19 protein-coding genes are annotated in these 23,713 nt (G+C 47.8%); 14 read left to right on the top strand and 5 right to left on the bottom strand.

Annotated elements, in window-relative coordinates:
- From G367_RS26580 to G367_RS0101800, 6 genes are all read left to right on the top strand, one after another.
- The coding region (locus G367_RS26580; RefSeq protein WP_211214871.1) for a hypothetical protein at positions 1–795 on the top strand (795 nt) is incomplete at its 5' end.
- Between the two features lie 152 nt (positions 796–947).
- Positions 948–2,375 carry a TolC family outer membrane protein gene (locus G367_RS0101820; RefSeq protein WP_020411382.1) on the top strand — a complete coding sequence of 476 codons (1,428 nt, stop codon included), beginning with the start codon at positions 948–950 and terminating at the stop codon, positions 2,373–2,375.
- On the top strand, positions 2,372–4,573 hold the full coding sequence (locus G367_RS0101815) for a type I secretion system permease/ATPase (RefSeq protein WP_020411381.1): 2,202 nt from the start codon (positions 2,372–2,374) through the stop codon (positions 4,571–4,573). Before G367_RS0101820 ends, G367_RS0101815 begins: the two co-directional genes overlap by 4 nt.
- Positions 4,574–4,625: 52 nt before the next feature.
- Positions 4,626–5,846: a beta-barrel domain-containing protein gene (locus G367_RS0101810; RefSeq protein WP_020411380.1), complete on the top strand. Its 1,221-nt coding sequence runs from the start codon at positions 4,626–4,628 to the stop codon at positions 5,844–5,846.
- An 11-nt stretch (positions 5,847–5,857) separates the two neighbouring features.
- The gene (locus tag G367_RS0101805) at positions 5,858–6,775 is read left to right on the top strand and encodes a transglutaminase-like domain-containing protein (protein ID WP_169337090.1); all 918 of its coding nucleotides are present in this window, start codon (positions 5,858–5,860) and stop codon (positions 6,773–6,775) included.
- 59 nt (positions 6,776–6,834) lie between these two features.
- The gene (locus G367_RS0101800) at positions 6,835–7,524 is read left to right on the top strand and encodes a TIGR02466 family protein (RefSeq protein ID WP_020411378.1); all 690 of its coding nucleotides are present in this window, start codon (positions 6,835–6,837) and stop codon (positions 7,522–7,524) included.
- Positions 7,525–7,532: 8 nt separating this feature from the next.
- On the opposite strand, the gene G367_RS0101795 is transcribed toward G367_RS0101800, so the two are convergent.
- Complete coding sequence (locus G367_RS0101795) at positions 7,533–12,320, bottom strand: CapA family protein (protein WP_020411377.1); 4,788 nt, start codon at positions 12,318–12,320, stop codon at positions 7,533–7,535.
- Between G367_RS0101795 and G367_RS25950 the strand changes: the two genes are divergently transcribed.
- Together G367_RS25950 and G367_RS0101790 are read left to right on the top strand one after the other, a co-directional pair.
- Complete coding sequence (locus tag G367_RS25950; RefSeq protein ID WP_157533297.1) at positions 12,319–12,456, top strand: hypothetical protein; 138 nt, start codon at positions 12,319–12,321, stop codon at positions 12,454–12,456. The two genes, G367_RS0101795 and G367_RS25950, sit on opposite strands and share 2 nt — an antisense overlap.
- 440 nt (positions 12,457–12,896) lie before the next feature.
- Complete coding sequence (locus tag G367_RS0101790) at positions 12,897–14,168, top strand: MDR family MFS transporter (RefSeq protein WP_020411376.1); 1,272 nt, start codon at positions 12,897–12,899, stop codon at positions 14,166–14,168.
- 153 nt (positions 14,169–14,321) lie between these two features.
- Here G367_RS0101790 and G367_RS0101785 read toward each other — a convergent pair whose 3' ends face one another.
- Both G367_RS0101785 and G367_RS0101780 read right to left on the bottom strand, forming a co-directional pair.
- Positions 14,322–16,358 carry an NADPH-dependent 2,4-dienoyl-CoA reductase gene (locus G367_RS0101785; protein WP_020411375.1) on the bottom strand — a complete coding sequence of 679 codons (2,037 nt, stop codon included), beginning with the start codon at positions 16,356–16,358 and terminating at the stop codon, positions 14,322–14,324.
- A 212-nt stretch (positions 16,359–16,570) separates the two neighbouring features.
- On the bottom strand, positions 16,571–17,464 hold the full coding sequence (locus G367_RS0101780; protein WP_020411374.1) for a LysR family transcriptional regulator: 894 nt from the start codon (positions 17,462–17,464) through the stop codon (positions 16,571–16,573).
- 108 nt (positions 17,465–17,572) lie between these two features.
- On the opposite strand from G367_RS0101780, the gene G367_RS0101775 reads away from it, so the two are divergent.
- The 6 genes from G367_RS0101775 (at position 17,573) to G367_RS0101750 (ending at position 22,735) form a co-directional block, all read left to right on the top strand.
- Complete coding sequence (locus tag G367_RS0101775) at positions 17,573–18,250, top strand: histidine phosphatase family protein (protein ID WP_020411373.1); 678 nt, start codon at positions 17,573–17,575, stop codon at positions 18,248–18,250.
- A gap of 35 nt (positions 18,251–18,285) precedes the next feature.
- The gene (locus tag G367_RS0101770; protein WP_020411372.1) at positions 18,286–19,518 is read left to right on the top strand and encodes an acyl-CoA dehydrogenase family protein; all 1,233 of its coding nucleotides are present in this window, start codon (positions 18,286–18,288) and stop codon (positions 19,516–19,518) included.
- Positions 19,511–20,566 (top strand): phosphotransferase, encoded by a 1,056-nt coding sequence (locus G367_RS0101765; RefSeq protein WP_020411371.1) that lies wholly within the window; start codon positions 19,511–19,513, stop codon positions 20,564–20,566. Before G367_RS0101770 ends, G367_RS0101765 begins: the two co-directional genes overlap by 8 nt.
- A gap of 58 nt (positions 20,567–20,624) precedes the next feature.
- Positions 20,625–21,401 carry an SDR family oxidoreductase gene (locus G367_RS0101760; RefSeq protein WP_020411370.1) on the top strand — a complete coding sequence of 259 codons (777 nt, stop codon included), beginning with the start codon at positions 20,625–20,627 and terminating at the stop codon, positions 21,399–21,401.
- A 1-nt stretch (position 21,402) separates the two neighbouring features.
- A complete protein-coding gene (locus G367_RS0101755; RefSeq protein ID WP_020411369.1) occupies positions 21,403–22,179 on the top strand; it encodes an SDR family NAD(P)-dependent oxidoreductase in 777 nt (258 codons plus the stop codon).
- A 94-nt stretch (positions 22,180–22,273) separates the two neighbouring features.
- Positions 22,274–22,735, top strand: coding sequence for a MaoC family dehydratase (locus G367_RS0101750; RefSeq protein WP_020411368.1), 462 nt, complete (start codon positions 22,274–22,276; stop codon positions 22,733–22,735).
- 23 nt (positions 22,736–22,758) lie between these two features.
- Here the strand turns inward: G367_RS0101750 and G367_RS0101745 are convergent, their stop codons facing one another.
- Both G367_RS0101745 and G367_RS0101740 read right to left on the bottom strand, forming a co-directional pair.
- Positions 22,759–23,088, bottom strand: coding sequence for a hypothetical protein (locus G367_RS0101745; protein WP_020411367.1), 330 nt, complete (start codon positions 23,086–23,088; stop codon positions 22,759–22,761).
- Between the two features lie 3 nt (positions 23,089–23,091).
- Positions 23,092–23,670 (bottom strand): hypothetical protein, encoded by a 579-nt coding sequence (locus G367_RS0101740; protein ID WP_157533296.1) that lies wholly within the window; start codon positions 23,668–23,670, stop codon positions 23,092–23,094.
- Positions 23,671–23,713 lie beyond the last annotated feature (43 nt).

Genomic DNA, 23,713 nt, shown 5'->3' with positions numbered 1-23,713 from the left:
GCGGATGCGGATGCCGATGCGGATGCCGACGCGGATGCCGACGCAGATGCCGATGCAGATGCCGATGCAGATGCAGATGCGGATGCGGATGCAGATGCGGATGCCGACGCAGATGCAGATGCGGATGCCGATGCGGATTGTGATGCTGACGCCGATGCGGATGCGGATGCGGATGCGGATGCCGATGCCGATGCCGATGCCGATGCGGATGCCGATGCCGATGCCGATGCGGATGCCGATTGTGATGCGGATGCCGATTACGACTATGAGGGTGGTGAGCTACCGCCGGGATTCCCGGATTTGGAAATAGATTTTGACATTGATGAAATCATTTCCCTGGAAGCTATTGCGATCCCCAGTGTGTTTGAGGAGTATCTCGATACCGTTGGATATGCTTCTGCTTCAAAGGTTGAGGAGTCCGTCAGTGATGGAAGCGAGCAGGAAGGTTCTGCCGGGTTGGATATGATGCAACTGGCTGAGCTTGAGCTGGACTTTGTTGATAGTGGTGTTGATAACCACTATCAACAGGTAATGACTGCAGACGGGTTGGCAGAGTTTGCCAATGACTATCAGCGGTTTGACTCAGTAGAAGAGTCCTTACTGGATGAGTTACTAGATTCTGGTGATCGGGATATTCAGCTGATAGAGCTCAATCTTTCTTATGATGTATCTGGACAATCAGAGCATCAGACGACTGTAACAGATATTGGTTCTCTAACCAGTCCTGAAAATTACGCAGTCATTGAAGATCCGATGGGAGATATATGGCAGCAAAATGGATTTAGTGATATGTGAGGTGAGAAGTTCAAGTTAAGCAAAAAAACCGGGCTAAAAGGCCCGGTTTTTTTTGAGCTAAACTTTTATGAGGCTTGGGAAAAGTCTTGCTTATATGGCTTCTTAATTCCAGGTTGTGGGATCTCAAAACTGTCAATGACAAGTGTGAAAACATGGATGTATTAAAAAAACTGTCATTTTTTGCACTCTCTATCCCTTCTCTATTTCTATCCGAAGTAGTCGGAGAGGAAGTATTTGTCAACTCTGTATCAGCGGAAAAAACAATTGTCGGGCACGGGGAAGGGCAAGATAAGAGAGCAGAAAATGTTACTTATCGAGTTTATAAGGATGAGGTAGCACAAAGTGAGCTCAGTATATTTGATACTGTTCACCGAGCGGTTGGTTGGCATCCATCAATTGCAGAATCGATCGGCTATCTCTACCAGCAAAGACAGGGAGTTAAAGCAGCGAGATCCGCTTACTTCCCACAATTGAGTGCTGGGATAGTTGCTGGTGAAGATACCGAATACAAGCGAGAAGGTGACGGACATGCAATTCAGTTAAACGTCACCCAAATGCTGTTTGACTTTGGGAAAGTTTCCAGCAATGTAAGACAGGCTAGAGCGGGCGTGCGACGATCCCAAGCTCAAATTTTAAAATCGATAGAAGAAGTAGCTAGACAAACTGCTAAAGCAACTATTGAGGTACAACGATATCAGGCTCTATTGCAGAGCTCTGATGAGCAGGTTGATGGGGTGTCTGCTATCGCAAATCTTGTAAAGATTCGAAAAGAAAAAGGTGCTAGCTCCAGATCTGATGTTCTCCAGGCCCAGTCGCGAATTGACGCAGCGCAAGCGTCCAGGCAACAAATTCAAGCTCTTTTACGTAGGTGGAGAAGTACACTGCAGAATTTAACGGGGCTAGATGAAAAGTTTAGTGTCTCCATGTCAGTACCAGATGATGTGACTCAGGCTTGTGACTTGGATTCTTTTGACCTATCTGCGGTACCTGAGGTGCTTATTGCTGAATCTTACAGGGCAGAAGCAATGGCGCGCCTGGATGAATCTAAAGCAAATGCATGGCCAACCTTCTCATTAGACGCCAACATTAACCAGTACCTTGATCAGGACTACGTTGATGCGAATGCTTTTGACACGAATGAAAGTGCAGTTTTCTTCAATGTGTCTATGCCGATTTATCAAGGAGGTAAAATTTCGGCCGGCAAAGAAGGCGCTGGTTTTGCACTCTTATCGGCAGATGCAGCGAAAGATTCAATACGGTTATTGACTATACAAAAGTATCAGGAATCCCAGGAAGAGGCTGCCGGGCTGATGCAAAGCCTCAAAGCTTTGAATTCCAGAGAAAGTGCGATTGCTGAAACTCGGGATTTGTATAAACAGCAATATGAAGTACTCGGTACCCGTACTTTACTTGACCTGCTCAATGCAGAGCAGGAATTACACCTGGCACGCATAGAAAAGAACAATACTATTTTTGATCTTCACCTCCTTAAGATTGATTGTCTGTATAGTCGCGGTGGATTACGTAGTGCATTCAGTCTTGATGGGCGGCAAATACAGGGTGTGGAGGTCCTTCCTTGAGTGAAAACAGTAGTAATGTTTTAAGACCTCTCGATGAAAGTGAAGGAATAAAGACTGACATTATGGATTTTGAGCCATGGTGTGAAGCAGTAACCTATGTGGCTCGCCACTATCGAGTGGAGTGTTCACCCGAAAGTATCCGAATTTCCGGACAATGGGATCAGAACTCTCCAGTGGATCACACACTAAGAAGAATGGCGCGTCAAGCTGGTTTGACGATAAAGTTTTGTACCCTAAAAGATACTGATATTAACCCATGGCGCTTACCACTCGTAGCTCAATTGCGTGGTGGCCAGATAGCGGTAATTGAAACCATTTCCAGTGACTTGAACGTTGGATTTATGCTGTGTGGTGACCAGGGGCTTAAAAGTACTTTACCTCTAGAGAAGATCAGCAAAGATATTGTTAGTCTGATAATCCTTAGGCCGAGGCAAACAACAAGAGATACCAGGATAGATGATTATATTAAAACAGATAATCAACATTGGCTTCGTAAAATAATACTTAGGGATATAAAACCCTATGGACATATCATGTTGGCTACCACGGTCGCCAACACTCTGGCTTTATCGGGCATTATTTTTTCCAAACAGGTGTACGACAGAGTAATTCCAGCGGAATCTATTCCCACTCTTTATGTTCTATTTAGTGGCGTTTTGGTTGCTATTATATTTGATTTTGTAATGCGTTCAATGAGAGTGAAGATTACAGATCTTCTTGGAAAGCGTGCGGACATCCGAATGTCTGATTTGGTTTTTGGGCATGCTGTAAGAATTCAAGCGCAGGCCCGTCCAAAATCTACTGGTACTTTTATTTCACAAATTCGTGAATTAGAAAAAGTGAGAGAAATATTCACATCCACTACAATTTTGGCAATTGCTGATTTACCATTTTTTCTGTTGTTTTTAATTGTAATGTGGTGGATTGCAGGGGTCTTAGCTTTGGTACCTCTACTGGCTGTTTTTCTTTTGCTTATTCCGGGTTTATTACTTCAGCCAAAATTAGCCAAGCTTTCACAGGAGTCGATAAAGGAATCCTCACTACGTAACGCCATATTGATAGAGACGATTCAGGGGGTAGAGGATATCAAATCACTACAGGCGGAGCAGTATTTTCAGGGGCAGTGGAACCACTTTAACACGATAACCGCAGATGCGAGCCTAAAGCTGAGGTCTCTTGTGGGGATGCTGCTTGCCTGGACTCATAATGTTCAATCATCAGTATTTGCGGTCATTGTACTGTTTGGTGCACCGATGGTTATGAGCGGCACTATGACTACAGGAGCATTGGTTGCAGCATCAATCCTGGGTTCAAGAATGATGGCTCCCATGGCAAATATCACAAAAGTTTTGAGCCGTTGGCAGCAGGCAAAATTTGCAATGCAAGGAATTGACAATCTAATGCAATTGCCGGTGGATAATCCTCAATTAGAAAAAAGAGTAAAGAAAACATCAATAACTGGGAATTTTCACTTCAAAAATGCAGTTTTTCAATATGGCGAGGAGGGGCAGGACCCTGCTCTTATCATACCCGAGTTAAAAATATATGCAGGAGAACGAGTTGCAATTCTTGGGAAAAATGGTTCAGGAAAATCTACATTTCTTCATGCAATGGCGGGTGCAATTGTAACTCAACGAGGACAGTTGCAACTGGATAATGTCAGTATTAAGCATATTGATCCTGCGGATGTCCGTAGGGATATTGGTCTTCTTAGGCAGGAAGCCACTTTATTTCATGGGACCATCCATGAAAACCTTACGTTGGGAGCTCCCAATGCAAATGATGAGGAAATTCTCTGGGCGCTTAATATGAGCGGTGCGAGCAACTTTGTTAATAAACTTCCCAAAGGTATAGGTTATTTAATACAAGAAGGTGGTTTTGGTTTATCCGGGGGGCAGAAGCAATCACTACTTTTATCAAGGATGCTGTTGCGACATCCCAATGTTCTCTTGCTAGATGAGCCTACAGCTGCACTTGATGAGTCAACAGAGAGAAAATTCATTCGGAATTTACAAGACTGGGCCGCTGAAAGGACTGTTGTTGTCGCGACACATAGAACCAATATCCTGACCTTTGCTCAGCGAATTATTGTTCTTAATAATGGTTATGTCGCCCTTGACGAGCCAAAAGAGAAGGCATTGGAAGTATTAACCCGGTCGCAAAGAAAGACATCAACTGAAGGAGAGAAAATCTCCTAACTATGTAAGAAATGAATGATATAGGTAATAGTTAACTGCAGTAGGAATAATTTTGGCTATTGATAAGCGGCGAGTTGCGTTGCTGGATATTGATCATCAGATTCATGAGCAACAGTACGGTGATGATGTAGATGAATCCTCCTTGATTCGATCGGGGACCGTGGTTTGGGTGTTCTTTTTGTTGATCATTGCCTTATTTATATGGTCATACTTGGCGCGAGTAGATGAGGTATCTTCTGGCAGCGGGAAGGTTGTGCCGACTTCACGAGCACAAATTATTCAATCCCTAGATGGTGGCATACTGGCACAGCTAAAAGTTTCTGAAGGGGATATTGTAGAGAAAGGGCAAGTTCTGGCCCAGCTAGACCCGACAAAAGTCCGCTCTAATATGGATGAAAGTTCAGCAAGGTATCGAGCTGCCTTGGCGAAGGTGGCTCGATTAAGTGCTGAAGTGAACCAGACGCCTCTACGCTTTCCTGAGGAGTTGGTGGGGTATGAAGAACTGCAAGCTAAGGAAAGAAAATTATTTGATATTCGGAAGCAGGGGTTGCTGGAGTCAGTGCGAGGATCAAAAGAGTCTTTGGAGCTGGTTAGGAGGGAACTGACCATGACCAGCAGCCTAGTAGATTCAGGTGCTGCTAGTAGTGTCGATGTTCTTAAATTGCGAAGGCAAAAAGCGGAGTTGGAAACGAAAATTCGTGAGCTTAACTCCCAATATATGGTGAGAGCTCGGGAGGAACTTGCGAAAGTAAGTGCTGAAGTGGAAGTTTTGGCTTCTGTACTGGAGGGGCGCTCAGATACGTTAGTCAGGCTTACTCATCGATCTCCAGTTCGAGGTATCGTAAAAGCTATTGAAATTACAACCATTGGAGGAGTTATTCCACCTAATGGAAAACTGATGGAAATAGTACCTCTGGATGACCAGTTACTTATTGAAGCAAAAATATCTCCAAGGGATATAGCGTTTATTCATCCTGGACAGCTTGCCAAAGTAAAAATTACCGCTTATGACTATGCGATTTATGGTGGCTTGTCTGGCGAGGTTACGATGATATCACCCGATACTATACAGGATGAGGTGGCACCAAATGAATTTTATTATAAGGTTTTTATTTTAACAACTTCTGATTCGCTGGAGAATGGTGTGGGTAAGAAGTTCTCAATAGTGCCAGGAATGATCGCTTCTGTAGATATTAAGACTGGGTCAAAAACGATTTTTGATTATCTGATGAAACCAATAAGTCGTGCCAAGGAGGCAATGCGAGAGCGGTAGCAGGTATGTTGATGAAGAAGTTAACAATACAGTTTATTTTTGTTTTCTGTATACAGTACACACTTTGTGCTTATGCCGATGAATCCAAGGTTGTATCGCTTACAGCATCTGTAACTGTAAATAATAAATTGGATCGCGATATTTCGGGATATATTCATCGTATTTCTGTTCCGGTGGAGGATGGTGTTCAGCAGAGGCTGCTCTCTGTTCGCTACAAGCACCCAGAAGTGCTGAAATATAAAAGGCATAAAAGGGGCGATACAAGATATGTTGAATTTAAATTTGATGTGCCTGCGCAATCATCAGTAACGAGATCAGTTATTTTTGAAATGGCGCTAAAAGAGTACAATTATAAAGATTTGCCAAAAGGTACAATCCCCTACCCGAAAGGGCGCTATATCAGGCCGCAGAAATATATAGAGTCAGAGTCCCCACCAGTTAAGTTACTTTCCCAGAAAATCCAGTCCAGTTCGAAAAGTGATGAAGAACGCTTATTGGCTGCATTTCAAGCGCCTCAAGATATAATTGAATATCGGGTACAGTCAACCAAAGGTGCATACTATGCAGTTATTCACAAGACCGGTGATTGTACAGAATACGCTGCTCTTTTTACGGCTTTGGCGAGGTCAATGGGTTATCCGGCTAGAGTTACCTCTGAATTTCTATTTGCCAGTAGAAATGAGTTTTCCCAACCTAATCACCATGCTGCAGAGGTCTATTTCAATGGTAGGTGGTTACCGGTAGATCCAAATTTAGCAATAGATAGCAAATTTGGATATGGATTTGGAAGTGGAAGAGTTAGTAAGATTACTTTAACCAGGGACTTTACTTGGGTCTGGTCTAATGTATGGCCTGAAAGGTTTCAGCCACATGAGGAGAGACCGAAAGTAACAATCAATTGGAAAGTTGAAATCATTCGAGGGTCTTGAGAATTGAATGGGGGAGAAAAGATTACTATCAGGCATAGCCAAACTGGAGGTGCAGTGCCATGTATAAGATCAAGTCGGCTTTCGGAACTCCAATTTTGGTCAAAGATTGGCCTGACTCGGAGAGGGTTAATGAGCAGTTAACGGATATTATCCTCGGTAAGGAATCATCTATTCCTGCTGCCAAACGTTCTAATATTGGAAGTTGGGACTCTAAAAAAGACTTACTCGAATGGCCATACAAAGAAGTAACTATTGTAAAGCAGCGTATAGTTTCAGTTACCCGGGAGATGACAATGAAGGTCACTCGGGGGAAATACAGCCCTGCTGCCCAGGATATGTACGCCCATGCCTGGGCAAATGTTTCACGTGCAGATAGCTATCGAAAAATACATAATCATGAATCTTGCACATGGTCGGGTGTTTATTATGTGCGCTCTGTGTTATCTCAGGAGAAAAGTAAGAGTAGCGGCATTATAGAATTTCTTGATCCGAGAATGCTATGTATAACTACTGAGTTACCTAATAGCAATTTTGGCGGTAGAGTCAGGGTAATGCCGAGAGCTGGGAGAATGGTATTGTTCCCTAATTGGTTATTACATTATGTAAACCCTGTAGAAGATAACTCACTAAGAATTTGCATTGCCTTTAATGTAAAACTGGAAACCAGTACATTAAAGCGGCGTAGCGCAAGTATGCTTTCCCTAGGAGATGTAATGTTCTCTGAAGATCAGGTGATGGATCAGGGATAAATTCGTGCCTATTTCGCCATAGAGGCTTCATCTGATATTTTTAATGATGTTTTTTGTAAGAGGGCAGGAATTTTACCGAAATCCGAGTCTCTTCTTGAGCCCTTAACCAGGATAAGATCAAAGTTTTGACAGAATCCTGTAATATGATCCACTAATGCAGGAGCGTCGGAAAAGTGCGGGCCCAAAATATCTGGTGGTAGACATTCTCGTAGATATAGCATGTCTTCCCCGTGGGTAATAACCCAATCTACTTTACTTTGTAGTAATGGCTTAGCCAGGCTGGCATGTATTTCCTTGGATTTTTCACCGAGGTGTACGATTCTTCCCAGAACGGCAACCTTTCTACCCCCTTGTTTTACCATACTTTGCGAAAATACAGAGAAGGCATTTAACATAGAGCTTACAGTGGCGTTCCAGCTGTCATCAATTAACGTGATAGACTGGCCCCGTATATTCAAGCTTAATCGTTGTAAATGACTTTCATCAAGGTGAAGCTCTTGTAATCGCATAGCGGCTTCATCGAGATCTCTGCCAAGGGCATAAGCGACACTGATTGCGGCTAAGGCATTATGTAACATTCCAATGCTGGGTATGGGCACTCGCAATTCAAGTTCCCTGCTTGGTAATTGTAATCTTACCCAACTACCTAATTCGTCCGCTCGAGTATTTATTATCCGGATTTCGGCATTAGCGCTTTCGCCAAAAATAATTACTCTTCGTGCATGTTTCTTGGCTTTGTTTAGTACATAGTCAAAACACTGAAGGTGTTCACCGACGATGGCGATTGCGGATCCCACCAAACCATCATATATCCTTGACTTCCACCTAGCAGTGTCCTCCACATTTTTTACTTTCCGATCCGTTTGGGAAATACCGATTTCAGTGATCAGTGATATGGTGGGTTTAATACGATGAGTGATAGGGCCCCGTTTCATCCACAGTGCACTTTGTGCAACTTCTATAACCGCTGCCTCGTGATCCTTACTCAGGCTAGCCAGCATAGAAGGTGCCCCTACGCGCGAATTATAGTTTCCCAGACTGGTCAATACTTGGTCCCTTGGTCCCAGCATTTGTCCAATCATTTTTAACGTGGTGGATTTTCCGGCGGTGCCTGTAAGTGCAATTACCTCTCCGTCAAATCGATCTCTTGCTGCGAGACCCAGCTCAATAATAGCTTTGATCGGGTCATCCACTTTCAGAATCGGGAGCTCTTTTGGTAATCCTTCGATTGGTCGTGCGACTATGGCTCCTGCAATACGGTGAGCAAAACTAGGTAACTTTTGATGGAAATCCCAAAATTTTGCGGACGTTTTTGAGCTTTGCTCGTGATACATACGATCGAGATTGGTATGGGCAACAAATAAGATTGGATCCAGGGAATCTTCGATAAACGCACTACCGGAAATAACACTACGTACAAACCATCCCTCGGGTGGGGTCACTAGCCATGTACCACCGGCAATTGCAGTAATTTGCTTCGCATTCCAAGTCTGTCCTGGTGGGTGATCGTAGATTATGGATGGGAATTCTGATCGATACTGTGGGATTTTCCGTTTGCGGTTTTCCCCGTTCCTGGAAAAATTTATTTTTGAGATCATACCAGCAATAGGTACTGGTTTGATCTTAGTGCTATTGGAAACAAGACCGATATGAAGTTGAAGATCCACATCAGTGATGTCTCTACTGGCTGGTGGCCTTAAGCCGTATAGATCACGGTAGATAGTACCGGGCTTCCAGCGACTTGTAGGCAATTGCCAGTCACATGGATCATGGTCCATGGATTTGCCCCAGTAGGGCATTGTGGTTTTCACCATTGGAACTGCACGACAATCCAGGCGAAAGTCCTCCTGGATTTCATTGTCTGTTCTCCAGAAGGATTCCACCCACAGTATCTGCCGGGATTTGACCTCTCTTGGGTAGAAACGCACTCCTAACAATTCCAACGGGCCTATTTTAATTGAAGTGGTTTGTGCATCCACGGGAACAGCTTTTACCTGCCAGCGCGGATTGAGAGATGGTTGCTGCTGGAGCGCAGTGATTTGGTAGAGAGTCTTTGGGAAGCTCGGAAGATTAACATGATCGCGCCTGGGGGGCGTGAGTCTTAGGATTGCGGTGCCTTCCTCGCATAAGCTCAGTTTGGTACCAAGCGGTAAGCACTGGTTGGAAAACTGTCGGCTAAGATTCACCGCTTCTTCCCTCGACAATTGCGTACTAAAACCAAAGCCAACTCCTACCGGGACAAAGGTAATCTGCTCGACTCCATGTGTACTGAGTTGCAGACGAAAGATGCCGCTATCCGCGAGGCTGTTACGAACGGCATCAAATAGTAAGTCTCCCGCGTCGTGGATAATAGGGCGGTTGCGATAAACCTCGATACCCTGCAAATTATGAGCACTGGTTCCGAGTATGGCGTCTGCCCCGGCATCAATAATGGCATGGCCCACATCAATTTGTTCTTTACTGGGATAGGTTTCGCGATTTGCTCCCCAGTGTACAGCCACAATTACTACTTGGGCTTGTGTGCGAGCGGCTGAAATCCGGGGGCCTAAAGTCTCTCTCCAGAGCTCGGGCAAGGATAATGGCAAGTATGCGCAACCGGCAGAGGTTGGCCCAGCGGCAAAACGGGGCTGAGTCGCATCTATCGAAAATAGGGCCACATTAAGGGCGCCGGCAGGCCTAAATACCGGCTGTAGAGCTTCATCCAGGTTTTCGCCGGAACCTGTATGGCCTATGCCGGTGATGTCCAGCCAGTGTTCCTGTTCCAAAAGAGCCTCGGGACCATAATCTCCACTGTGATTATTAGCAGTGGTTACGATATCAACTCCAGCAGCAATAAGCACTGACAACATTTCCGGCCTTGCGCGATAGTAGTAGGAAGAACTCTCGCCCTTGGAGATTCCCTGTTCTCCTTGGGTGGAGACAACGCACTCCAGATTTACTGCACTGATATCAGCGTTCTTAAGTGCGGGAATTTTCCCGAGAACCTCATCGACTCCCAATTGTGCAGTGCGATAGTGTTGGCGTCGGCCTAGATTTACATCTCCGCCCCAGGCGAGTACTGGTAGGTTCTCTATTTCTAATTGTGTTGTTTTTTCTTCATTGACATTGTCTACTGTTTCAGCCGGTTGATTGATAGGCTGCTCAGAAGCATTTTGGGCGATAAGGAATTTGCGGTATGCAACGAATCCAGATAAATAGTGTTCAACATCATCAATTCTTATCCTGAAAGCGTGATGTCGGATGAAGAAGCTACCCAGGATTTTTTCTGGGTTCTTGAAGAACATGGCAAATTCAGGCCAGAAATGACCGTTGAGTAAGTAAGCCGCTCGTTTATGTAACGCTCGGTAAAAGTGCTCCAGGTCAACCTGGTCCAGTAAGTACTGGAATTCACTCTGTTGCCCCAGCCGCACAATCATTTTTTCGGCGGCCATCATTAACTCAAGAAGGGTTGGAAAGGTCGTAATCCGGTTTTCGACAAAATCCAGGTAGTTGGTAAAGTTACGGATGCCAAACTGGTAGTACTTCTCTTTTGGCCTATAAATGGTAAGTTCATTGACACAGTAGCTCAGCCAGTGATCATGGGCTCTCCAATGGCCGGATACGATAAAGTAGTCAAATGCTTTTTCCACTACAGCCAGCCAGCGCTCGTCCTTGCTCCAGTCATATAGGCGCATTAAACCAAACGCGGCTTCCCCGTCGTAGTAGATAACCCGATGCTGGTCCTTTATTTTGAGACTGGGATATTCAAGAACATGACAAAATTGGCCATTTTCGGGGTTTTGCATAAATGCAATACCCACCGCGAGTTGTTCCATGAGCTCAGCATATTCTTGGGTTTGTACCACCTCTGAGTATTTTACGAGGGACAGTAGGCTTACTGCATTGCCACCAAGCTTGATTTCGTTATTCGGCTCAACCAGGAATGCACCCACCTGCCCGTCACTGAGCGCTATTGGTTTAATTAATTTATCGGTGAGTAATTTGAGTGAACGTTGAATGGCTGCTATCAGGGATGGCTCTTTGGTGACCTCCCAAGCCTCGATCATTGCATAAGTACTGCTCGCGTGGCGCAGGTTATTGTAGGTGTTGATCTCCCTGTCGAAGCAGGCATGCCATCCATAATGGAAAAGCCCATTGGGTTTTACCTGGTCGGCCAGGTAATGACTGCCGCTTCTAATAAGCTTTGTTACCTGCTCGTCGCCCAGTTTGTCGATAATCCGTCGCCCGGCATTTAATCCCGCTTCGTATAAGTACACAGGTTCCCGATCTTTTTCGCAGAACAGCCCTTCAGTAGAGAGAAGCACGACACTGCGCTCTTCAGATAGATTCAGGTCGCCCTGCTGAGGAAAACGTTTTTTATAGTAGGAGAGGAAATTCTTTTCGTTGAGGAATGCGTGGTCGATTTTGTTGCCGCCATAGAGCATGGCGTTTCCATTGAGTTCCTGTTCGAGGAAAGCAATTTTGCAATTGACATCCAGTGCGAGACCGTAGCGGAAGTAGGAGCGCTTGGTGTCCTGTAGAAGTTCATGCAAACCGGCCAGAGTCATCGTACTCCTGCGGGTCACCCAATCTATTCGCAGCCAGCAGGGCTCCATTTTTGACTGTTGTGCAGCCCTACGGGTATTTTGAGCGAGCTCCTGCCAAGCACTTGGAAAATCTTTTGCATGAGAATGTCGTACTTCAGCACGATGCTTGGCATCACTAATTGAAAAAAAAAGCGTATAGGGTGGACTGACCTCACGCAGTGCCCGCTCTACCAAGGGGCGCGCCTGCATCAGCATGCTGGATAGGGACATGTCGCTATTGTTCTCTCTGGATTCCGAGTTGGCAGAAATTACGGTTTTTATTTCTGTGATAACTACGGGAGGACTTTCCTGCTGGAGTATAGACTTACGTACAGATCCTGCCGGTAATGGGAGAAATATCGAATGATAAGTTGTTCCCAGATAAATTTTTTATGAACAAAGAAAATTGGGTTTTCAAAACTAATTAACTTGGATAGTATTGGGGATACCGCGCTGAAGAATGGAAGGCACGCAAAGTGCCGAAGGTTCTCATAATTAACCCTCAGGCTATTTAGGAGGGTTAATATCCAGGTTGAATGATTTTGCAGGTTATACGCTTGCCAATCCCTAAAACCCGAAAGGCGATCCTTTCGGGTTTTTTGTCAGAAAATTATTAACCGACTAATAAGATATTGGCCCTCGCGGTTGATTACCCTGTCGACTTTAAAGGCGATACATGGGCATTAGGCCTGTGAGAAAGGCTGTTTTCCCTGATTTTTGCTTAGGTCTTGCTGTTTGGCGCGGAGTTCAAAGAGCCTGAAAGGGCTATTTGAGAACAAGGAAGAAATTGATGTGGAGTATTAGGTAATGCGTTGGAATTGGTGGCAGAACCTCAGGAGTTTTCCTCCTCTGGTCTGGATAATATTAATAGGCAGTTTTTTTAGCCGTGGCACTTACTTTATGGTTTGGCCTTTTCTGGCCATTCTTCTCTTTAATAAGTTTGAGTTGGGGGCAGCGGAAATAGGTTTAATTCTCAGTGCTTCAGCAGTTGGTGCGGCTTTGCTGGGCTTTTATGTGGGTGCACTATCTGACCGTTATGGGCGTAGAAATATTCTGTTACTGGGTTCTGCAATTAACTTATGTTCTTTTGCCCTGTTGGCAGTAACCCAGACATTACCGGGATTTATTCTGGCAATGACCCTTTGTTCAATCGGTCGTGCTGTTTGGGAGCCGCCAGCAAGCGCCTTGATTGGTGACTTAATGGATAACCAGGCAAGTCGTGAGTTGGCCCTGCAGCTGCGTTATTTCCTTATTAATGCGGGAGCCGCATTAGGGCCTATTGTTGGTGTATGGGCGGGGCTCAGTGCGCAGCAGTCCACCTTTGGCTTAACTTCTCTCAGTTATTTGCTCCTGGCACTGGCGTTTATTTGGGGATTTGCAAAAACAGAGACGGGACAGCTCGCAAAGAGCAATGGTGATGGCTCTGTCGATTTAGGCAGTACCCTGTCGATATTGCGCAGGGATCAGGTGTTTATGGTTGTGATTGTTGCCAATATCCTCACGATGTTTATCTATGCCCATATGGATTCCAGTCTGGTGCAATATCTGACACGGGCAGAGGCTCCGCGATTGGTTGAGCTGATATCCAGCATGATTTTTGTGAACGCAATGACCATCGTATTATTGCAGTTTCCACTTATGCAGTTGATGCGCAAGCTGGATATTAATGGGCGAATTATGATCGGGCTGGTGATATTAGCCGCGGCACAAATGTGGTTTGCCCTCAATCCGGTGCACTGGTTTTGGGGCTGGATGGGGGCGACCTTTGTCCTCAGTTTGGCTGAAGCGATTCTCTTTCCAACCATGAGTGTACAGATAGACCGGTTGGCGCCTGAGCATTTACGCGGTACCTATTTTGGGGCCTCTTCCTTTTACGCTCTCGGTTGGGCCTTGGCCCCACTGGCTGGAGGGGTGGTTTTAGAGTGGTGGGGTGGACCGACGCTTTATTGGATGTTGCTCGCGCTTTGCGGTGTAGTATTCGTGCTTTATCGCACAACAGCCTACCTCTCCCGCCCACACTGGCCGGAACGGGAAGAGCCGACAATCTCTTCAGGTGAAAGTGCCAAAGCCACTGGATAGTAAAAGGCACCCTAAATAAAACGTTTTTCGGATATATAAATAGAAAGGTATCTGTGAGGCATAAAAAACGGGAAATCCAATAATAAGCAGATGGAGTTTCCCGTTCTGATTTGATAGAGAAATTCCCCGACAAGAATATTGCCGGGGAATTTTTTAGATCTCTGCTGCGAGGCGTGAGCCCTGGTCAATAGCGCGTTTGGCATCGAGTTCTGCGGCTTCGTCGGCCCCACCGATCAGGTGGGTCTTCACACCGCGCTCCTGTAACGCTTCATAGAGTTTGCGAGCGGGTTCCTGGCCGGCGCAGATAATAATGTTATCCACTTCCAGCAGTCGCTCTTCTTCACCTATGCGAACATGCAGTCCTTTATCGTCAATTTTGTCGTAAAGAGCACCGGCAATCATCTCTACCTTGCGGTGTTGCAGGCTGCCACGGTGAATCCAGCCAGTGGTTTTACCTAGACCTGCACCTACTTTGGTAGTTTTGCGCTGGAGCAGGTAGACCTGGCGAGGGGTGCTTACTGCTTCGCGGGGTTTCAGGCCAGAGCGCTGTTCCAGCTCAATATCCACACCCCATTCACTAAAGAACTCTTCTTTATCGCTGGCAACTACTTCCTCTTCAGTGGAGTGGGGCCCGTCGTGAGTCAGGTATTCCGCCACGTCGAAACCGATACCACCCGCGCCAATAATGGCCACTTTTTCGCCGACTGGTTTTTTGTGCTTCAGTACATCCAAATATCCCAGCACCTTGTCGCTCTCAATACCTGGGATCGGTGGAGTGCGTGGTTCGATGCCGGTGGCGATAATCACTTCATCAAAAGACTGCAGGTCTTCTTCGGTAGCGATAGTATTGAGCTTGACCTCAACGCCAGTCACTTCCAAGCGGCGTTTGAAGTAGCGCAGGGTCTCCTGGAATTCTGCCTTGCCGGGAATCTGCTTGGCGATATTAAACTGGCCACCGACTTTGTCGCTGCCTTCAAACAGGGTTACCTGGTGTCCGCGCTCGGCGGCAACAGTGGAGGCAGCCAAACCGGCGGGGCCGGCACCGATAACAGCAACTTTTTTCACGTTTTCGGCAGGCAGGTAGTTCAGCTCAGTCTCATGACAAGCGCGTGGGTTGACCAGGCAGGAGGTGAGCTTCAGCTGGAAGGTGTGATCCAGGCAGGCCTGGTTACAGCCAATGCAGGTGTTGATTTCATCGGCGCGGCCCTCTGCGGCCTTGTTGACGAAATCGGAATCTGCCAGGAATGGGCGCGCCATGGAGATCATATCGGCCTGTCCGGAGGCCAGAACTTCTTCGGCCACTTCCGGTACATTGATACGGTTACTGGCAACTACCGGGATAGATAGGTGCTGTTTCACCTTGGCAGTAATATCGGTAAATGCGGCGCGGGGTACATTGGTGGCGATAGTGGGAACACGCGCTTCGTGCCAGCCGATACCGGTATTGATAATCGTGGCGCCGGCTTTTTCGATAGCCTGGCCCAGGGCCACTACTTCGTCGAAGTCACTGCCGTCTTCCACCAGGTCCAGCATGGACAGGCGGTAGATAATAATAAAGTCTTCGCCAACAGCCTCGCGCACACGGCGAACCACTTCGATCGGCAGGCGGATACGGTTCTCGAAGCTGCCGCCCCACTCATCGGTACGCTTGTTGGTGCGCTTTACGATGAACTGGTTAATGAAGTAACCCTCGGAGCCCATGATCTCCACGCCGTCGTAGCCGGCTTCGCGGGCCAGGGTGGCGCAGCGTACGTAATCGTCGATCTGGCCTTCAATTTCCTCACTGGTCAGCTCGCGCGGAGTGAAAGGGTTGATCGGAGCCTGGATGGGGGAGGGAGCAATCAGGTTTTCGTTGTAAGCGTAGCGGCCTGTATGCAGGATCTGCATACAGATTTTGCCGCCTTCGGCGTGAACGGCCTCGGTCACTTCCCGGTGCTGTTGCGCCTCTTCCGGGGTGTTCATTTTAGAGGCACCCTTAAATACGCCACTCTCTTCGTTGGGCGCGATACCCCCCGTTACAATCAGGCCAACGCCACCGCGGGCGCGCTCAGCGTAGAATGCCGCCAAACGGGTAAAGCCACCGGGGTGTTCTTCCAGGTTGGTGTGCATGGAGCCCATCAGCACCCGGTTTTTTAGGGTGGTGAAGCCCAGGTCCAGGGGGGCAAGCATATTAGGGTAGGCTTGGGACATGGCAAAATTCTCTTCTTGTAACCTTTGGGGTTCATGTATATATGCAAAAAAGTGCATATCGTTGCCCAGCAGGATAACAAGAGCCTTTGACGTGAAACAGTGACCTTTCCGGTCGAATTCAGTGATCAATTCCTGACGTTTTATTAAACTATTTGCGTCCCATTCTCATTTGGCGGAGATGTCTGTTTTTAAAGGGATTTTCATCTGTTTATTTACACAGCCAAAACCGCGAGAAGCTGCTCTCGCAGCCAGCGATTGGCGGGATCTTCGTGTAGATTTTTGTGCCACAACAGGTGCCAGTCCATCAGGGGTATTTGGAATGGCAGCTCGAATAGACGGGCAGAATATTGACTGGCCAGACTCGCCGGTACTGTTAGAGCCAAGTCGGTACGTAACACTACCAAAGGCGCCACTCGGTAGTGCTGTACTCGAAGTTTGATATTGCGTCGCCGCCCCAGTTTGTTCAGAGCTATATCTGCCAACCCAGGACCCGTGCGCCTACTGGAGACATGGATATGTTCCAGCTGTAGATATTGATCCAGTGTCAGGCTTGACTCCCCGGCCAAGGGGTGCCCATTGCGCAACATACAGAGATAGCGGTCTTGGTGCAGGCGCTGTTGCTGCAGCTGGGGTGCTGTTGCCAGAGGAATATCCAGGGCGAAATCCAACGTATTGGCGGCCAGTTCTTTTGCCAGCTGATCCCTGGGTACGTGGAATGACTCTACTGTTACACCCGGCGCCTCTTTTTCCAGGCGTTCCAAGAGGGGCGGTAGCAACAGGGTTTCTGCCATATCGTTCATAGACAGTCGCAATGTTTTGCGTGCCAGGGCGGGGTTGAACTGGCGGTGTTCATTCAGGCTGGTACCAAGCAGGGAAAGGGCCTGCTGCACCCTGGGCATAATGGATTCCGTAAGGGGGGTGGGAGTCATGCCGGATGGGCCGCGAATAAATAGTGGGTCGTCCAGGGTACGGCGCAGTCGTGCCAAAGCATTACTCACCGCAGGTTGGGTGATATGCAACTGTTCAGCCGCACGGGTGAGGTTGCCCGCGCTATAAATGGCCTCCAGAACCAGGAACAGGTTCATATCCATTTTTTGCAGCTGCATAAGTGCCCCATTCATAACCATTGTGAATGATCACATATTCGCATAATAAACTTTGATGATTCAAACGAGAGGGCTAGGGTTGGAGCTCCATAAAAAGAGGAACTCGCTGTGGCCGAATCAATTGTGGTGCGCCATGGACAGGCGTCCTTCGGCGCCGATGATTACGACAATCTCTCCGATGTTGGCTGGCAGCAATCCCGCTGGCTGGGAGAATACTGGCGGAAGACTGGCCAGAAATTTGACCGGATTTTATGTGGCAGCCTGCGCCGCCACCGGCAGACCACCGTGGGCATTTGCGAAGGTCTTGGCATCGATTTAGACAGCCACTTGACGGTAGTTTCCCAGTTGGATGAATTTAATTTCCATGAGGTGGCGCGTCTTTACAGTGAAAAAAATTCCGCAGCTACCCCCGGCCCCAAAGCACCCCGTGCCGATTTTTACCGTTTTTTGATGCAGGGCATGCTCGCCTGGTCCGCAGGGGAAATTGCTCCTGCAGAGAGTTGGCAGGCATTCGAAAATCGCATTCGTGAAGTTTTGAATTTCATCAGCGATACCCCCAAAGGCAGTAAAACCCTGGTAGTCAGTTCCGGTGGGGCTATTGCCATGATGGTGCGGCAGGTATTGGGAGGTCCTCCCGAGTCGGTGATCAAACTCAACATGCAGATACAGAATACCGGCACTACCCGTTTTTTCTCTAGCGCAGGGCAGGGCCTTAGCTTGAACAGTTTTAACCACGTGCCTCATTTGGAGAGAGAGGAGCGCCACACTTCCGTGACTTACAGCTGAATTAAAACCTACAACGCAATTAAAGGTGAGAAGACATGGAGTTTGAATATTCAGAAAAGGTAAAGGGCCTGTTGGAGCGGCTCAAGAGCTTTATGCAGGAATATGTATATCCTGCTGAGAGTACTTATATTCAGCAGTTACAGGATGATCCCTGGGGCGAGCCCCCTATTATGGAGGTTTTAAAAGAAAAGGCCCGGGAGGCTGAGCTGTGGAATTTATTCTTACCCGACTCCCGCTATGGTGCCGGCCTTACCAACTTGGAATATGCGCCTTTGGCGGAAGAGATGGGGAAGGTCTTATTTGCCTCAGAAGTTTTTAATTGCAGCGCCCCGGATACCGGGAATATGGAAGTACTGACCCAGTACGGATCGGAAGCGCAACGGGAAACCTGGCTGAGGCCATTGCTGGAAGGCAATATTCGCTCGGCATTCGCCATGACCGAACCCAGGGTAGCCTCTTCCGACGCCACGAACATTGAAACTTCCATCGTGCGCGATGGCGATGAATATGTGATTAATGGTCATAAATTTTATATTAGTGGCCTGATGAATAAGCGCTGTAAGGTCATGATTGTTATGGGCAAGACCGATCCCGCTAATCCGGATCGGCACCGCCAGCAATCTCAAATCCTGGTTCCCACCGATACCCCTGGGGTAAAAATAATTCGGCCCATGCGGGTATTTGGTTACGATGATGCCCCGGAAGGTCATGCGGAGGTGATCTTTGATAATGTGCGGGTGCCCGCGTCTAACCTGATTCGCGGAGAAGGGCGTGGTTTTGAAATAGCTCAGGGACGTTTGGGGCCGGGCAGAATTCACCATTGCATGCGCCTGATTGGCCAGGCCCAGCGCGCCCTGGAAATGATGGCAAGCCGCGCGGAAAAACGTATTGTGTTTGGTCGCCCCATGAGCAAACAGGGGTCTGTGCGGGAGGATATTGCCAAGTCTGCCTGTGAAATTGAGCAGGCGCGTCTGCTAACTTTAAAAGCTGCAGCGCAAATGGATCGGCTTGGCAATAAAGCGGCCAAAGACCTGATCGCCATGATTAAAATTGTTGCACCGCAAATGGCCTGCAAGGTGATTGACCGCGCTATCCAGATTCACGGTGCGGCAGGGTTGAGCCAGGACTATAGCTTGGCCCACCATTATGCTTACGCGCGCACTATCCGTTTAGCCGATGGACCGGACCAAGTGCATATGATGCAGTTGGGACGCAACCTGGCTGCGCGTTATGCCATAGAGACTGCACAGGGAGAGGAGCATGTCTGAAACAGTAAAGGAATCCCGTAGTTCGGTGGAAGCTTTGCCACTGGAAAAGTTGCGCGAATACCTCAGCGCAAATGTTGAAGGTTTTTCCGGGCCACTGAAAGTGAGTAAATTCTCTGGGGGTCAATCCAATCCCACCTTTAAGCTGGAAACCCCTTCAAATACCTATGTATTGCGCCGGCAGCCCCCGGGAAAACTATTGAAATCCGCTCATGCTGTGGATCGTGAATACCGTGTTATGTCTGCTTTGGCTGATACTGATGTACCGGTACCCAAGGTTTTTCATTTATGTGAAGACCGGGATTTGATCGGTTCCATGTTTTACCTGATGGAATACTGTGAGGGGCGGATCTTCTGGAATGCTTCAATTCCCGAAGTGGACGCCCCTGCGCGCAGTGCGATGTACGATGAAATGAATCGAGTACTCGCTGCTTTACATAGTCTCGACATCGACTCTTTGGGGTTATCTGATTACGGCCGCCCAGGAAATTATTTTCAGCGGCAGCTGGAGCGTTGGACGGGGCAATATCGGGCTTCCGAGACACAGTCTATTGCGGCGATGGAAGAGTTGATCGAATGGCTTGGCAGTGCGCTACCGGAAGACGATGGTCGGGTAGCTCTGGTACACGGTGATTACCGCCTCGACAATATGATTTTCCATCCTAAAGAACCCAAAGTTATCGCGCTGCTGGACTGGGAGCTTTCTACTTTGGGCCACCCGTTTGCGGATCTTGCCTATCAGTGCATGCAAATGCGTATGCCTGCTGGGGGCGACAAGATGTCCGGGTTATTGGGGATGGATATTGCTTCGCTGGGTATTCCCTCGGAGCAGGCTTATGTGGCCAAGTATTGTGAGCGTATGGGGATTGAGGGCATTGATCACTGGCCTTTTTATTTAGCGTTTAGTTTTTTCCGCCTGGCGGCGATAGTCCAGGGAGTAGCCAAGCGCGCACAGGATGGAAACGCCTCAAATCGCAATGCGGCGAGCCTTGGCGCGCTGGTGGCGCCACTGGCACAAACGGCAATGAGCATCGCCAGCGAGGCGAGTTAGTTAGAAGGTCATCTCGATACAATTTATTTCGCTTTTGGGAAAATGATAAGGATAAAAAATGGCAAAGAGTCTTTTTGATCTCACCGGAAAAATTGCTCTGGTAACCGGTGCGAGCCGAGGCATTGGTGAGGCAATTGCAAAACTGCTGGCAGAGCAGGGCGCCCATGTATTGGTATCCAGCCGGAAAATCGAAGGCTGCCAAGCCGTTGCTGATGCGATTGTCGATGCCGGTGGTAAAGCAGAAGCGATGCCCTGCCATATAGGCAATATGGAAGACATCCAGAAAGTATTTTCCGATGTTCGCGAGCGCTTCGGGCGGCTGGATATCCTGGTCAACAATGCGGCTACCAACCCCTACTTTGGTCATATCCTCGATACCGATCTTGCGGCATTTGAAAAAACGGTTGAAGTGAATATTCGCGGCTATTTCTTTATGTCTGTGGAGGCGGGCAAGTTGATGCGCGAACAAGGTGGTGGTGTGATTGTGAATACTGCCTCCGTGAATGCCCTGCAGCCTGGCGTGGGCCAGGGGATCTACTCCATCACCAAGGCGGCAGTAGTCAATATGACCAAAGCCTTTGCCAAGGAATGTGCCCAGTTCAATATCCGTGTTAATGCCCTATTGCCTGGGCTGACCAAAACCAAGTTTGCCGGGGCGCTTTTTACTCACGAGGATATTTATAAAACTGCAATCGGCCATATCCCCATGCATCGTCACGCTGAGCCTGAGGAGATGGCGGGCACTGTGCTCTACTTAGTTTCTGATGCGTCCAGTTACACCACGGGGGAATGTGTAGTGGTGGATGGCGGAATGACTTCCTGTGGGGGAATTTAACATGCAAGATCCAATATTGGATTTCGGCAACCAGGTTGCCCTAATTACTGGCGCCGCCAGTGGTTTTGGCAAGCTGCTGGCTAAAGAATTGGGATCTCGTGGAGCGCGCCTGGTGCTTGGAGATATCAATGAAGAGGGCCTGATGCAACTCGCCGATGACCTGGGTAGTGATGGTATCCAGGTGCGCGCTCAACGCTGTGATGTTTCCTCTGAAGCGGATTGTGTTGCTCTCGTGCAACTGGCTGAGTCCGAATTCGGTGGCCTGGATATGGCGGTAAATAATGCCGGTATCGCTCCGCCGATGATGTCTCTGAAGCAGACTGACGAAGCGATGATGGACCACCAGTACAATGTAAACCTGAAGGGCGTATTTTTCGGACTCAAGCACCAGCTGCCATTAATGAAAGATCGTGGCGGTGTAGTGCTCAATGTATCCTCTATGGCTGGACTGGGTGGCGCACCCAAAATTGCCTCATATGCAGCCGCCAAGCATGGGGTTATCGGGCTGACCAAAACTGCGGCGATGGAAAATGCCAAATATGGCATTCGGGTCAATGCCATTTGCCCATTCTATTGCCTGACGCCTATGGTGACCTCTGTGGAGGCCCCTGGGGCCAGCCCGGAAGAGGTACAGGCTTTTCTCGCCGAGGGTTGTCCGATGAAGCGTCTTGGCGAGCCTGAAGAAGTGGTAGCGGCTATGTTGATGCTACTCTCTCCGAAGATGACTTATGTTACGGGCCAGGCACTAGCGGTGGATGGCGGTTTATCGGCATACTAGCTCCTTTGTGCTAGTAATATCGAGGGCAGCCGCAATCTCATTGCAGCTGCCCCGATTTGTTAATCCCGCTAAAACACAGAAGAAGGAACCTTCTATGCCTACCCTAATTCCGCCAGAGAGAATTGGTGAGTTTATCGGACTGGAAATTGAACCCACTCACTGGTTGGAGATAGATCAGCAGCGCGTTAATAATTTTGCTGAATGTACTCTGGATCGGCAATTTATTCATGTTGACCCTGAAGCTGCAATGCAGACACCATTTGGGGGGACTATCGCTCATGGATTCCTTACTCTGTCACTGCTATCGCATTTTATAGAGAAGCTCGATATTCAGATTGAGGGAATGCATATGGTAGTAAACTATGGACTGGAAAAGGTTCGATTTATTCGGCCAGTTAAAGTCGGTAGCCGAGTCGCTGTAAGGGCAAAAATCTGTGATATCAATGAGAAAAAGCAGGGCCAGTTTTTGATCAGGTTACAGGCAACTATGGATATCGAAGGAGAGGTCAGGCCGGCATTCGTGGCGGAGTGTTTGTTTCTACAGCTGACCAAATAACAAATGGTAGGGGCTCAGCTTTATTAAAGGTCTTTAGCCCAGGGGAAGACCTTTCTTTCTTTGTTGGAATAAATAACTTCTATTTGTTTTTTTGTATCAAAATCACCTATATGAAGCTCATGTTCTACCGCGTCAGCTTCGTGTTTCCAGCGCAGCTCATAAGGGCCGGCTTCACTGATATTAAAAGAAAAACGGCCATTTCGATCACTCCGGGCAGTTGCAATGCGATCCCAACTTTGCATCGACATTACCGGTTCATTCAAACGAAGTAGATATAGATCCAGCCCTGCTTTGGGTGAGCGTGTCCGCTCTGTTAGGACCCTGCCTTCCAATACTTTATTGACAGCAGTCATTATTTATAGAGATGCCAGGGATTGGCGCACAATATTCAAGTGGGAAACGGGAATCCCTTTCTTATAGTAGGCACCGGTAAAGTTGACCTGCTGTACTTGAATAAAATTTGATATCAACGGGCTCCCCCAGTAAGGATTTCTTCCCCACCAGCCATAACGTCCAGCGCTTCTCGGATTTCTCTGAAAAAAATTGTGGGCCTGGAGGACGTTGTCATACAGAAGGTGGAAAGTCCTACTATCAAAAATGCTGTGTGCATCAAAGACCACCAAGTGATTTAGAGTGACCCCAACACGACCGAGCATATTGGCAAGCTTAATTGCGGAGGTACCTCCGCGGCTATAGCCAAATAGCATCAGGCTTTTTTTCTGCCTAGCCTCTTGGACAAGATACTTTCGAGCCCGGCGCTTCTCGCCTGGGCCAAACATGCTTCCACCCATTTCATTGATCAGGGCGCTGAGTGCTCGGTTGTCTCCCGCACTTGGGCCACCGGCACCGTAGATACCAGCCACGGCTAGGCTATTTTTTAATACTGGATTTTTGCCTGGTTTTTCGGTGGGGAGTTTTTCGTCAATCAAGGTCATTTCAGTAAAGCCAAACTGCACTTGAAAGGTTTGCCTTAATTAC

This window comes from Microbulbifer variabilis ATCC 700307 (genome assembly GCF_000380565.1).
Taxonomy (GTDB): domain Bacteria; phylum Pseudomonadota; class Gammaproteobacteria; order Pseudomonadales; family Cellvibrionaceae; genus Microbulbifer; species Microbulbifer variabilis.
Note: the sequence above shows the minus strand (reverse complement) of the source record. Positions and strands in the feature narration are given on the sequence as shown.